The organism is Planococcus glaciei, from assembly GCF_900099655.1.
Classification (GTDB): domain Bacteria; phylum Bacillota; class Bacilli; order Bacillales_A; family Planococcaceae; genus Planococcus; species Planococcus glaciei.
The window spans coordinates 327,070-339,867 of record NZ_FNDC01000002.1; the positions used below are offsets into that span (position 1 = coordinate 327,070).

Genomic DNA, 12,798 nt, shown 5'->3' on the forward strand with positions numbered 1-12,798 from the left:
AAAGTAAGTGGGGATATGACATGACAGAAAACTACAGACCAACAAAAGCGGTCATTGATTTAGGTGCAATTGAAAAAAACCTGGCCGCTTTCAAAGAACGCAGCCAAGGGGCCGAATTGATTGCGGTGGTAAAAGCGGATGCTTACGGGCATGGCGCAATCGAAGTGGCCAATCGTGCGGTAGAGAGCGGCGTGCAGTTTCTGGCAGTGGCAACACCGGATGAAGCGGTATACCTCCGGAACCACGGCTTCCAAACAAAAATCCTGGTGCTCGGCGCCACACCGGCATCATTCCTCCCGGTAGCGCAAAAAGAAGAAATTGCGGTGGCTGCTATTTCACTGGAATGGCTCCAAATGGCAGCGGTTGCTGTGGAACCCGGCCTTCCCCCTTTGAAAATTCATTTGAAAGTCGATACCGGTATGCGGCGGGTAGGGGTTCTGACAGAAGAAGCGCCAACAGCCATCGAATTTATCCACCAGCACCCATTTGAGTTTGCCGGCATTTTTACCCATTTTGCTACGGCCGACGAGGAGTCGGGAGAATTATTCCAACGTCAGGTGCGTGAGATGAAAAGTGTCATCGATCAAGTGGATGACCCGCAAGTGTTGATTCATGTGTCCAACAGCGCAGCGGCCATTATGCATCCGGAGCTGGCTTACGGCGCCGTTCGCATTGGCATTTCGATGTACGGCATTGCGCCGTCCCCTTACGTAGAGGAGAAGATGCCATTTAAACTGCTTCCGGCACTCAGCCTTGAAACAGAAGTGGTCCATGTGAAAAAAGTGAAAGCTGGAGAAACCTTAAGCTACGGTGCGACTTACCGCAGTGAAAAAGACGAATGGATTGCGACGCTTCCAATCGGCTATGCGGATGGCATGCTGCGCGGGCTTCAAGGGCAGGATGTCTTGATTCGGGGAGGACGGATGCCGATTGTCGGCCGCATCTGCATGGATCAATGCATGGTCCGTTTAAACGAACAAGTGCCGGTTGGGGAAAAAGTGCAGCTTATCGGCAAACAGCTAGACGGCATGGTCCGAATTGACGAGTGGGCAGAGAAGCTTGGGACCATCCCCTATGAAATCCCGTGCATATTGACGAAAAGAATCCCTCGAATGTACCATTAAAAGCTTCGATTGCCAAAAGAACCTTTTCACAGCAGCACTTCGATGTTAAGATGAAAGGGTGAGCCAGAGAAAGAACGGTATTTTTGGAGGTGTCGGCTGTGTACGAGAGGTCAAAGACAAAGAAAGTGGTAGTAAAACTGCCAAAACAACTGTTATCAGAGTTGACTACTCATTCAGATGAACTCATTCAAGAGCGCGGAGACTATGTTTACGTGTCCACGCAACGGGTAATTAAAAATGTATACGATTCACATCATATTCGAGAAGCAATGATCAAGGGCTACGTGGAGATGTCACAAATCAATTTATCAATCGCTTGTGAATGTTCTCATGCCGAGTACGAAGCGGAGCACACGACCGTGCGACTTGTAAGCGGAGGGTGACAATTTGATTGTAAAACGTGGTGACGTTTTTTTTGCAGAACTTTCACCAGTTGTCGGGTCTGAGCAAGGCGGGACCCGCCCTGTATTGGTGATACAAAATGATATAGGAAATCGGTTCAGTCCAACTGTTATCATTGCAGCGATTACTGCGCAGATCCAAAAAGCGAAATTGCCGACTCACGTTGAAATCAATGCGAAAAAGTATGGTTTTGAACGTGATTCGGTCATCTTGCTTGAGCAATTGCGGACAATTGATAAATCTCGTTTGACTGACAAAATTACCCAGCTTGACGATGAGTTGATGGAAAAAGTGGACGAAGCACTTGAAATCAGTGTCGGCCTTGTTAAGTTCTAAGCATACATACTCCTGAAACACCCGAAGAACGCATTCTTCGGGTGTTATTTTTATTGTCTGGACGAGAAACTCCAAAGACAGCTGACAAAATAGATGTGAAAAAAATAGTTTTCCGATACAATAAAGGATAGAGTATATAAAAACCAATAGGAAGCAAGCGTTATATAGTGGTTCAGGGAGGGTTCTGGAAACCGATGAATAAGAAAATGGCTGGATACATCCAGGAAAATTCTACGGAGATTATTTCAAAGTGGCAGGAATTGATGAAAAACGAGAAAGATGAACGCTCTTTCCAAGTGATGCCGACCGATTTAATGAATCAGACGAGCAAGGAATTCGCTGATTTGATGGTCTCGAATTTATTGGAAAGCCATCAGGCGTATGAAAATCGGTTAAACGATTTCGCAGAAAAAGTCGTGCGCCTTGGCTGGTCAATCACTTTTGTGACAAAAGCGATCAATCATTTTTCGGAAGTGGTATTTGAAGGCATGCAAGAAAAAGGGCTGATCACAAAAGACAATTTCAGCGATTTCTATAAAGAGTTCAACAATTGGATCATCCCGATCCGGGACAGCACCATTGATACATATTCAAAAACTTGGGAACGGACAGTAAGTCTGCAAAAGATTGCGCTTCAGGAACTTTCTGCGTCGCTTATTCCGGTCTTTGACAAAGTATCGGTTATGCCGCTTGTCGGAACGATCGACACAGAGCGAGCGAAACTTATTATGGAGAATTTGCTTGAAGGTGTTGTAAAACACCGGGCGGAAGTAGTGCTTCTCGATATCACAGGTGTTCCGGTCGTCGACACGATGGTTGCGCACCACATTATCCAGGCGGCAGATGCCGTGCGTTTAGTGGGAGCAAAATGCATGCTGGTCGGCATCCGTCCGGAAATTGCACAAACAATCGTAACGCTGGGCATCAATTTGAACGAATTTACAACTACGAGCACGCTGCAGCGTGGAGTAGAGCAGGCACTGGCTTGGACAAATCGCCAAATCGTGGAGGTTGAAGAATAATGAACTTTCGAATTCCAATTTTAAAGCTGCGGGATACGCTTATCGTATCCATCCAATGGGAACTGGACGATCAAACGGCCATTCAATTTCAAGAAGACTTACTGACAAAGCTGCACGAAACGAGTGCGCGTGGAGTAGTCATTGACTTAACATCAATCGATTTTATCGATTCATTTATCGCAAAAGTCCTGGGAGACGTCATCAGCATGTCAAGCCTAATGGGAGCGCGAGTGGTTATTACCGGTATCCAGCCAGCAGTGGCTATCACTTTAATCGAATTAGGAATTCGACTTGAAGATGTAATGACAGCACTGGATTTAGAAAATGGCTTGGATAAACTTCAACTGGAATTGGAGGCTTAAATATGAGCAACCAGTCTTCGGTGGAAATATTGACGGAATGGGATATTGTCGCCGCAAGGCAGCTCGGGCGCAATGTAGCGAAAGAGCTGGGCTTTGGCACAGTAGATCAGGCTCGCATCACGACAGCTATCAGCGAGCTTGCCCGAAATATATACCTTTATGCCGGTCAAGGGCGGATTGAAATCCAGCAGTTAACGGAAAATGGCGTTAAAGGGATTTTGATTATCGCAGCAGACCAGGGACCCGGAATTCCAGACGTACGAAGAGTAATGGAAGATGGGTTCTCGACTTCAGGCGGTTTGGGAGCGGGTTTGCCCGGTGTCAAACGGCTAATGGATGAATTTAAAATTGAGACGATCCCAGGTGAAGGGACAGACATTAGAGCTACAAAATGGCTTCGATAGGGGGAGCACACTATGGTCCACAAAATCGAAAATCAATACAAAGAAATTTTGAATCAGTATATGCAAAGACAGTCTGAACAAAATCTGTATGTGGGTCAAAATTTCAGCCGCCAGCTTATTTCTGAAAACATCTCTCCAGAAGAAGTAATCAGTGTCCACAAAGCGGCAATGCAGGAAATTTACAAGGAGCTGCCGGATGTTGTCTGGCATTCCTTTGATTTTCTGATTGAAATGATGATTAATTACGGCTTGGCTCTACAGGAACGCCAAAGCTTGCTGCAGCGCCAGGAAGAAATACGGGTGGAGATGGATTTGGCAGCGAATGTCCAGGAAACTTTGCTTAAAACAAAGTTGCCGGCCTTAAAAGGGTTGGATATTGGCCTATTGTCGATTCCGGCACGCAAAATGAACGGAGATTACATATACTTTATCAGTGACGAAGAAGGCCATGCCGGAATCGCCGTTGCCGACGTAATCGGCAAAGGACTGCCGGCAGCTCTTTGCATGTCCATGGTCAAATTTGGCATGGACAGTTTGAATAATTCCCCGGCCAGCCCAAGTGAAGTGTTGGGCGTCATCAACCGGGTGGTTGAGAAAAGCATTGATGATTCTATGTTTGTTTCCATGTTCTACGGCCGCTACGATGCAAGCACTGCAGCATTGACTTATGGGTCTGCAGGGCATGAACCGGCTATTTTGTACCGTTCAAAAACGGGTGAATTTGATGAACTGTATGCGAAAGGGCTGCTTCTCGGCGTTTCTCCGGCTGCGGCTTACGAGGAACATACGGTCCAACTGGAAGAGAACGATCTGGTCATCATGATGACGGACGGCGTAACTGAAGGACGCACCGATGAAGGCTTTATCGAGCGTGAAGTTATTTTTGAGTTGATCCAACAGAAAAAAGATGAACCGGCTCAGACCATTGTCCAACACGTCTACGACGAGCTGGAACGGATGCAGAATGCAGAGCTTCGGGACGACTTTACACTAGTTATTTATAAAAAAGTCTAATCCTAGGTTTAAGAACCACTTCCAAGTGGTATTTAAACTTACGATGGCTTTTTTAAGTTCAAGCGAATTAAAGAAAAACGGGGTGTCAAATAGATGAATATTCAAGTGGAACTAGAAGAAACGGACAATAAGTTAAAAGGTTATATACATGGGGAAATTGATGCGCATACTGCGCCGGTTCTTCGGGAAAAATTAGAAGCTTACCAAAACAAAGATGGCGTAAATGCAGAGTTGGATCTTTCCGACGTTGATTATATGGATAGTACTGGATTAGGCGTTTTTGTGGCATTCTACAAATCAGTAAATGCCAAAGGCGGGCATGTGAAGCTGACTGGCCTCTCGTCCCGTTTGAAACGGTTATTCGACATAACTGGTTTGGGCGATATCATGGATATCGAATCAGTTGGAAAAGGTGGTAATTGATATGCGTCCTTTCGATTATGTTGAAATGAGGGTTCCCGCTAAATCACAATACGTTGGAGTTGCGCGTCTGACCATTTCAGGGTTGGCAAGCCGTATTGGATTTACGTTTGACGATATTGAAGATTTGAAAATTGCTTCAAGTGAAGCGGTGACAAATGCGGTTCAGCACGCTTATACAGAAGGTGAAGAAGGCGAAGTTGTTATTGGCTGTGCCCTTTATGGAGACAAAATTGAGATAATGGTTGCCGATCATGGACAAAGCTTTGATTTTGAAGAAACAAAAGCGAAGGTTGGCCCTTATCACGATCAGGAAGAAGGCGCTTTTCTTCGCGAAGGAGGTCTTGGCCTGTACTTAATCGAAACCTTAATGGATGAAGTGAAAGTCCATCATCAGGAAGGCGTTACGGTCTTCATGACAAAGTATGTTGGAGGAGAGCAGGTGGAAGAGGATGTCGAAACGATCTCATCCTAATCAGCCGACCAAAGAGCAAGTGCTTGAATGGATTGAGGCTTACCAGAAAAACGAAGACGAAGAAGCCCAAACAATGCTCGTCATGAATTACAAACGGCTTGTTGAATCGATTGCACGCAAATATTCCAATGGTAAATCTTACCATGAAGATATTGCACAAGTAGGCATGCTTGGGCTTCTTGGTGCCATCCGGCGCTACGATCCTTCTTTTGGCAGAAGTTTTGAAGCCTTTGCAGTTCCGACAATCATCGGTGAAATTAAACGATTCCTGCGGGACAAAACGTGGGCGATCCATGTGCCGCGCCGCATCAAGGAATTAGGGCCGCGCATCAAATCGACGGTTGAAGTGCTGACACGCGAACTCCAACGCTCGCCGCAAGTATGGGAAATCGCCGAGTATTTAGATGTTGATGAAGACGATGTACTGGAAGCAATGGAAATGGGCAAGAGCTACCAGGCTCTTTCAATGGATCATTCTTTGGAAGCCGATTCAGATGGCAGTACAGTAACCTTATTTGACGTTGTCGGGCAAGAAGACGATGGTTACGAAAAAGCGGATCAGCGCATGCTTGTAGCGAATGCGATGAATGTGCTTTCTGAACGGGAAAAGCAGATCATCCAGTATACCTACATAGAGCAGCTGAGCCAAAAAGAAACTGGAGACAAGCTGGGGATTTCCCAAATGCATGTTTCCCGTCTGCAGCGCAAAGCGATTAAGAAACTACAAGAAGCCATTTTGGCAGCCGGCGGAGTTTCGTAGTGGAGAAAATACAGCATAGTTTTGTTGATGCCTTTATTTTCAATGAAGCAAAAAAAGGGAATTATGAATCCGGCGACAGTTACCACACTGTTTTAACGGATGATTATTTCATTTGCTCCATAGCCGATGGTCTGGGAAATGGTCCTGTGGCTCGAGAATCCTCACAGGTTATTCCCAAAATACTAGAAGAGTTTCACCATGAAACCATTGATGAACTGATGAAACGGTTTAATGATCTGATGGTCCAAAAACGTGGGGCAGCGGTAGCAATCTTTAAAGTGGATTTTAAGAAAAAGACGCTTGAGTACAGCTGTGTCGGGAATATCCGGTTTTATCTGTACCGGAAAGGAACCGATGAAATGATTTATCCTTTGCCTGTTATGGGCTACTTATCGGGGCGCCCGCAGAAGCTGCGGACCCAGCTTTACACGTATGTAGAAGACGATCTGTTCCTCATCCATTCCGATGGTGTGGAACTGCGAAATCCGAAAGCTATGATGCGCCAAGCTGGAATTCCTGAACGCCTGTATTACGATATCCTGCGTTCGATTCAGACCGGCGATGACGCAACATTTATAGCAGGAAGCCTACTCAAATGAGTGGGCTTCTTTTTTTGCCTTCTTTTATATACAAAAACCAAAACCAATTAATTTTACTTAAAATTCTGACAAAATAGAGTGGTTTTAATTCTATATATTGAAAGCGCTTTCTCATAAACTTCTATATATCACAGAGCCTCTGGTTGCGGAAATGGAAAATACGCAGTCCAGAGATCTTGTAGCTGCAAAAAGCTTTGAAAAACACAGAGAAGTGTTATCTGAAAGGAGGAATAGGTAGAGCACAGTGGCTTGGATTGCTGGACCAATATGCATGATTGACGGAGATGCCAAGGCAGATGGAAAACAAATCGAATTATCGAGGAGGATTGATGGAGATGGCTTTATTGAAAAAAGGCATTAAGTACGAAACCAAATTGGTTATGCTCTTTTTTGTAGCTTGGGGATTTTTGTATTTGGATAGACAGGCCATATCGATGCTAATGCCGATGATTATTGAAGATATTGCGCTCAATAATACGAAAATTGGCCAAATCAATATGTGGCAAACAATCGGTTTTGCGATTTCCGCACCGGTTTTCGCCATACTTTCAGACCGCTTGGGCCATAAAAAGAAAATCCTGTTTTGGGCTACACTTGTCACGTCAATTCTCGCACTGATTACTATGTTTGCAGGGTCTTTCAACTATTTGCTGATTGTACGGACTTTGCTCGGCGCCAGTGAAGGAATTATTCTTCCCATCTCGATTTCGATGCTGGCGGCCGTTTCCCGCCCGACCACTCTCGGCCGGAACATGGGACTGGTATACGCAGGAGCTGCTGTCATCGGCGTCGCGATCGGACCGGTGGTCGTCACACAATTGGGTGAACTGTTTGACTGGCGCTATGCGTTCTTATTTGTCAGCCTCCCTAGTTTCATTGCGGCCATGTTGATGCTGAAAGTCGTCAAAGAAGTGGAAGTGTCTCCGTTGGCTGCAGAAGCAAACACCGTTACGGTCAGCAGCATTTTGAGCGGCTTGAAAAACCGAAACATCTTGATCTGTACGCTCATCAGTGTGTTCTGCATGGGAGCGATGTGGACATTCAATTCATTCCTGCCGCTTTATTTAACGCAAATCAGCCAGCTGTCAATCACGCAAATGGGCATTGTCTTCTCGCTGTTCGGTTTGCTGACGATTGTATGGCAAATTTTCATTCCTTACTCTTCTGATAAAATCGGAAGAAAGCCGGCAATGACGGGGTACTTGGCGATGGCGATGGTTACGCCGCTCGTCTTGTTCATTTTCCCGAATTCAGCCGCAAGCCTGGTGATTCTGGTGCTGTTCGGCGGAATCATTTTGGCAATGAATACGATTTACCAAAGCATCATCCCGGTCGAAAGCGTTTCGCCTTTGGTCATGGCTTCCGCCAATGCTTTGATCATGGGCGTGGGTGAACTGATTGGGGCCTTCTCGATCGGATTCTCCGGAGTTTTGGCAGACGCCTATAGCTTGACGGCAGTGATGCTAGTCGTTCCGATTTCTTACTTTGTCGCATTCCTGATTTCGTTCGGCTTGATCGAAACTTTGAGAACAAAAACGGCGGCCAAAGAACAGGCTTTGGTGAAAGCCACTCCGGAAATTTAATCCGGCAGCAATTTAATATTCTTGCTGCGTACACGAAACTAATTAAGAGAAGAAGAAATGGGGAGCCGGCTTAAACAAGTTGGCTTCTTTTTTCTGTGTTAAAATAAGGAGGAAATGAAGGGAAGTGTCTTTATGGAAATGCAGCAAATTCATGCGTTGATCGCCAAAGAAACCGGTGTGCGTCCAAATCAGGTAGGGCAAGTTATTGCGTTGATTGAAGACGGCAATACCGTTCCGTTTATCGCGCGTTACCGCAAAGAAGCGACAGGGTCGCTCGATGAAGTGCAGATCAAAGCCATTGATGACCGTTATACATACATCCAGAACCTGGAGCAGCGAAAAGTAGAAGTCATCCGGTCGATCACCGAGCAAGAAAAACTGACGCCCGAGCTTGAAAAGGAAATTTTGGGCGCTACGGTATTGCAGCGCGTAGAAGATCTCTACCGGCCTTACAAACAAAAACGCCGCACCAAAGCGACGATTGCCAAAGAAAAAGGGTTGCAGCCTTTTGCCGATTGGCTTATGGAATTCCACAAAGAAAATCCAACGGCTAAGGCAAAAGAGTTTATCAATCAAGAAACTGGAATCGAATCGGCAGAAGAAGCTGTTCAAGGCGCCCAGGACATTTTGGCGGAATCATTCGCAGATGATCCGGACATCCGGGAAAAGGTCCGGTACATGACCCGCAAAAACGGCACGATTGCCACTGCTGCCAAAAAGAACCATGAAGATGAAAAACAAGTGTTTGAAATGTATTACGAATACGAAGAGGCAATTCAAAAAATCGTTCCCCACCGGATTTTAGCCATCAACCGCGGCGAGAAAGAAGACGTCTTGAAAGTCTCCATCAACCCGCCGGTAGACCGAATTCTGACGCTTATGAAAAACAAGTGGGTTAAAACATCTTCGGCTGCAGGTGAAATTGTGGCCGCTGCAATCGAAGACAGCTACAAACGGTTGATCCAGCCGTCCGTCGAGCGCGAAATCAGAACCGAGCTGAGCGAAAAAGGCGAAACGCAAGCCATCCATATCTTCTCGGAAAACTTGCGCAATCTGCTGCTGCAGCCGCCGATGAAAAACAAAATGGTGCTCGGGGTAGATCCGGCTTACCGGACAGGCTGCAAATTGGCCGTCATCGATGAAACCGGAAAACTGTTGGAAGTGGCTGTGATTTATCCGCATGCCCCGCGAAACGATCAAGCGGGCGCGAAAAAAACAATGAAGCAGCTCGTTTCAAAATACCCGATTGAAATCATGGCCATCGGAAATGGCACGGCTTCGAGAGAAACGGAACAGTTTGTTGCTGATTTCATCTCGGAAACCGATAAAGGCATTTCCTATGTTATTGTCAATGAAGCGGGGGCGAGTGTGTACTCGGCATCAGACATCGCTCGCGCTGAGTTCCCGGATCTTCAAGTGGAAGAGCGGAGTGCCGCTTCGATTGCGCGCCGTCTGCAGGATCCGTTATCGGAACTCGTGAAAATCGATCCAAAAGCGGTAGGGGTCGGACAGTATCAGCATGATGTGTCGCAGAAGAAGCTGGCAGACCAGTTGACGTTTGTCGTCGAGACAGCGGTTAACCAGGTAGGCGTCAACGTAAACTCAGCATCGGCTTCCTTGCTGCAGTATGTGGCAGGCTTGAGCAAAACGGTAGCAGAGAATGTCATCAAAATGCGCGATGAAAATGGCCGTTTTACTACGCGTGCCCAGCTGAAGAAAATTCCGCGCCTTGGTGCGAAAACTTATGAACAGGCAATCGGGTTCCTGCGGATTCCGGAAGGAAAAAATCCGCTGGACGCAACGGGCATCCATCCGGAAAGCTATGACGTTGCAGAAAAACTGCTGAATTTGGTCGGCGCGGATAAGAAAGATGTCGGCAAGCCGGAAGTGGCAGAGAAATTGGGGCAGCTGCCACTGAACGAACTCAGCGAAAAATGGGGCGTCGGGGAAGTGACGCTGCAGGATATTCTGGATGCACTGAAAAAACCGAACCGGGATCCGCGCGACGAATTCCCTCAGCCTTTATTGAAAAGCGATATTTTGAAAATGGAAGACTTGCTTCCAGGCATGGAAGTGCAAGGAACCGTCCGCAATGTTGTGGACTTCGGTGCCTTTGTGGACATTGGCGTAAAGCAGGACGGGCTCGTCCATATTTCGAAATTGAAAAAAGGATTTGTGAAACACCCGCTGGAAGTCGTAGCAGTTGGCGATATCGTCACGGCATGGGTGGAAAAAGTCGAAAAAGACAAAGGGCGCATTGCCTTGACGATGCTGCCGCCGAAACAACAAATCGAACAGGGTTAAAAAATGCCCATGCACAGACAGCCACTTCTTGTTAAAATAGAAGCGGCTGTTTTATTTAAGAAAAGAAATAGGTGAGTGACAATGACCAACAACGAGCTGACAGAACTGATAAAAGAAATCTCCCATTCCGTATTTCATAAACCATTTCGCCACAAAGGAATTTTCAACGCCCGCTTAAGAACTACAGGCGGAAGATACTTGTTGAGATCGCACAATATCGAAATCAATCCGAAGTCATACGAGAAATTTGGTTTCAATGAGTTGGAAGGAATCATCAAGCATGAACTGTGCCATTATCATTTACATATAGAAGGAAAAGGCTATAAACACCGGGATGCGGATTTCAGAACGCTGCTGAAAGAAAGCGGAGCCCCGCGCTTCTGCTCGTCCATCGAACCGCGAGCAACAACCGCAAAGCCGGCTAAACGCTACGTTTACGAATGCGTCGCCTGCAACGCAAACTATGTCCGGAAGATCCGGATGAATGTCGAAAGATACCGCTGCGGAAGATGTTCCGGAAAGCTTTCTCTAAAATAATAAAAAGAAATGCAAAAAGGTATTGACGATTCATCAGGACCTCTTTATAATAGAAAAAGTCGACAAGTACTTAAACAGTTCTTGAAACACTATTCCGAAGTAGCTCAGTGGTAGAGCACCGCACTGTTAATGCGATGGTCGTAGGTTCGAGTCCTACCTTCGGAGCCATTAAGGCCCCTTGGTCAAGCGGTTAAGACACCGCCCTTTCACGGCGGTAACACGGGTTCGAATCCCGTAGGGGTCACCAATCATTTTGAAAAGCAGTTGAGTTAAATTGCTATTTTGAAATACATACTTTAGAGAAGTTTCCTACATATCTTAAAAGTAATATTATTATCGCGGGATAGAGCAACGAGCCGTATGAAAACGGCGAAGTTACACCGAAGCAGCCGAAGGCGATGCAGGTGTCCGCTACAAAAGAAGCGTAAGAGAAACAAAGTATTACTACTATTATTGTCGCGGGGTAGAGCAGTTCGGTAGCTCGTCGGGCTCATAACCCGGAGGTCGCAGGTTCAAATCCTGCCCCCGCAACCAAAAAGGTCCCGTGGTGTAGCGGTTAACATGCCTGCCTGTCACGCAGGAGATCGCCGGTTCGATCCCGGTCGGGACCGCCATTTTATTGGGGTATAGCCAAGCGGTAAGGCAACGGGTTTTGATCCCGTCATGCCCTGGTTCGAATCCAGGTACCCCAGCCATTTTAAATGCCGATCTAATTGATACCAATGCAATGATTATTGAATGGAAAAATTAAAAAAAGATGTTGACAATTGATTGTCTAAGTTCTATAATAGAATTTGTCCCTAAAATAATTTTATGCGGTCGTGGCGGAATGGCAGACGCGCTAGGTTGAGGGCCTAGTGGGAGAAATCCCGTGGAAGTTCGACTCTTCTCGGCCGCACCATACGCAATGCGCCCGTAGCTCAATTGGATAGAGTACTTGACTACGAATCAAGCGGTTAGAGGTTCGAGTCCTCTCGGGCGCGCCATCATTTTTCTTTCTTATAACTTTTATATGCGGGTGTAGTTTAGTGGTAAAACCTCAGCCTTCCAAGCTGATGATGAGGGTTCGATTCCCTTCACCCGCTCCATAATTTTAATACCATGAACCTTGAAAACTGAACAGCAAAACGTCAACAGATAGCAACGGCCGCGCAAAACGGCCCGCGCAAAAAGTACTGATCAGGCTTCGGCCAGATCAAGCGACTCGCGCACCTTTCGGGGTGGCGAGACGCCAGCAAGTATTTGAGCAATCAACTACTCTATAATGGAGAGTTTGATCCTGGCTCAGGACGAACGCTGGCGGCGTGCCTAATACATGCAAGTCGAGCGGAAGTTGAAGAGCTTGCTCTTCAACTTTAGCGGCGGACGGGTGAGTAACACGTGGGCAACCTGCCCTGCAGATCGGGATAACTCCGGGAAACCGGTGCTAATACCGAATAGTTTTGGGTCCCTCCTG

The 12,798-nt window shown here is 46.5% G+C and carries 14 protein-coding genes, 8 tRNA genes and 1 rRNA gene; all 23 read left to right on the forward strand.

The window, feature by feature from the left end; all coding sequences use genetic code 11:
* Positions 1-20 precede the first annotated feature (20 nt).
* Positions 21-1,124 (forward strand): alanine racemase, encoded by a 1,104-nt coding sequence (gene alr / locus BLQ32_RS04965; protein WP_074509343.1) that lies wholly within the window; start codon positions 21-23, stop codon positions 1,122-1,124.
* A gap of 98 nt (positions 1,125-1,222) precedes the next feature.
* Entirely contained in the window at positions 1,223-1,507 is a 285-nt protein-coding gene (locus tag BLQ32_RS20195; RefSeq protein ID WP_036807376.1) for a transcriptional regulator, read from the forward strand.
* Positions 1,508-1,511: 4 nt separating this feature from the next.
* A complete protein-coding gene (locus BLQ32_RS04975; protein ID WP_036807373.1) occupies positions 1,512-1,862 on the forward strand; it encodes a type II toxin-antitoxin system PemK/MazF family toxin in 351 nt (116 codons plus the stop codon).
* Positions 1,863-2,056: 194 nt separating this feature from the next.
* The gene (locus BLQ32_RS04980) at positions 2,057-2,884 is read left to right on the forward strand and encodes an RsbT co-antagonist protein RsbRA (RefSeq protein WP_036807370.1); all 828 of its coding nucleotides are present in this window, start codon (positions 2,057-2,059) and stop codon (positions 2,882-2,884) included.
* The gene (locus tag BLQ32_RS04985; RefSeq protein WP_036807366.1) at positions 2,884-3,246 is read left to right on the forward strand and encodes an STAS domain-containing protein; all 363 of its coding nucleotides are present in this window, start codon (positions 2,884-2,886) and stop codon (positions 3,244-3,246) included. The genes BLQ32_RS04980 and BLQ32_RS04985 overlap by 1 nt, the downstream gene beginning before the upstream one ends.
* Positions 3,247-3,248: 2 nt before the next feature.
* The gene (locus BLQ32_RS04990) at positions 3,249-3,650 is read left to right on the forward strand and encodes an anti-sigma regulatory factor (protein WP_036807363.1); all 402 of its coding nucleotides are present in this window, start codon (positions 3,249-3,251) and stop codon (positions 3,648-3,650) included.
* 12 nt (positions 3,651-3,662) lie between these two features.
* Positions 3,663-4,664: a PP2C family protein-serine/threonine phosphatase gene (locus BLQ32_RS04995; RefSeq protein ID WP_036807361.1), complete on the forward strand. Its 1,002-nt coding sequence runs from the start codon at positions 3,663-3,665 to the stop codon at positions 4,662-4,664.
* A 93-nt stretch (positions 4,665-4,757) separates the two neighbouring features.
* Entirely contained in the window at positions 4,758-5,087 is a 330-nt protein-coding gene (locus BLQ32_RS05000; RefSeq protein WP_074509344.1) for an anti-sigma factor antagonist, read from the forward strand.
* 1 nt (position 5,088) lies between these two features.
* Positions 5,089-5,559, forward strand: coding sequence for an anti-sigma B factor RsbW (gene rsbW, locus BLQ32_RS05005; RefSeq protein ID WP_036807356.1), 471 nt, complete (start codon positions 5,089-5,091; stop codon positions 5,557-5,559).
* Positions 5,537-6,319 (forward strand): RNA polymerase sigma factor SigB, encoded by a 783-nt coding sequence (gene sigB, locus BLQ32_RS05010; protein WP_036807353.1) that lies wholly within the window; start codon positions 5,537-5,539, stop codon positions 6,317-6,319. Before rsbW ends, sigB begins: the two co-directional genes overlap by 23 nt.
* Positions 6,319-6,918, forward strand: a complete 600-nt coding sequence (locus BLQ32_RS05015) for a PP2C family serine/threonine-protein phosphatase (protein ID WP_036807350.1) — start codon at positions 6,319-6,321, stop codon at positions 6,916-6,918. The genes sigB and BLQ32_RS05015 overlap by 1 nt, the downstream gene beginning before the upstream one ends.
* 335 nt (positions 6,919-7,253) lie before the next feature.
* The gene (locus tag BLQ32_RS05020) at positions 7,254-8,501 is read left to right on the forward strand and encodes an MFS transporter (RefSeq protein WP_074509345.1); all 1,248 of its coding nucleotides are present in this window, start codon (positions 7,254-7,256) and stop codon (positions 8,499-8,501) included.
* Between the two features lie 132 nt (positions 8,502-8,633).
* A complete protein-coding gene (locus BLQ32_RS05025) occupies positions 8,634-10,805 on the forward strand; it encodes a Tex family protein (RefSeq protein ID WP_074509365.1) in 2,172 nt (723 codons plus the stop codon).
* A gap of 81 nt (positions 10,806-10,886) precedes the next feature.
* Positions 10,887-11,342: a SprT family protein gene (locus tag BLQ32_RS05030; RefSeq protein WP_074509346.1), complete on the forward strand. Its 456-nt coding sequence runs from the start codon at positions 10,887-10,889 to the stop codon at positions 11,340-11,342.
* A 93-nt stretch (positions 11,343-11,435) separates the two neighbouring features.
* Positions 11,436-11,510: transfer RNA gene (locus BLQ32_RS05035), tRNA-Asn, on the forward strand.
* Positions 11,511-11,514: 4 nt separating this feature from the next.
* A tRNA-Glu gene (locus BLQ32_RS05040) sits at positions 11,515-11,589 on the forward strand.
* A 210-nt stretch (positions 11,590-11,799) separates the two neighbouring features.
* Positions 11,800-11,876, forward strand: a tRNA-Met gene (locus BLQ32_RS05045).
* Between the two features lie 4 nt (positions 11,877-11,880).
* Positions 11,881-11,956 (forward strand) — tRNA-Asp (locus BLQ32_RS05050).
* 6 nt (positions 11,957-11,962) lie between these two features.
* Positions 11,963-12,037, forward strand: a tRNA-Gln gene (locus tag BLQ32_RS05055).
* A 120-nt stretch (positions 12,038-12,157) separates the two neighbouring features.
* Positions 12,158-12,243: transfer RNA gene (locus tag BLQ32_RS05060), tRNA-Leu, on the forward strand.
* 8 nt (positions 12,244-12,251) lie between these two features.
* Positions 12,252-12,328 (forward strand) — tRNA-Arg (locus BLQ32_RS05065).
* A gap of 28 nt (positions 12,329-12,356) precedes the next feature.
* Positions 12,357-12,430 (forward strand) — tRNA-Gly (locus tag BLQ32_RS05070).
* 173 nt (positions 12,431-12,603) lie between these two features.
* Positions 12,604-12,798: ribosomal RNA gene (locus tag BLQ32_RS05075) — 16S ribosomal RNA — on the forward strand; the annotation flags it as partial.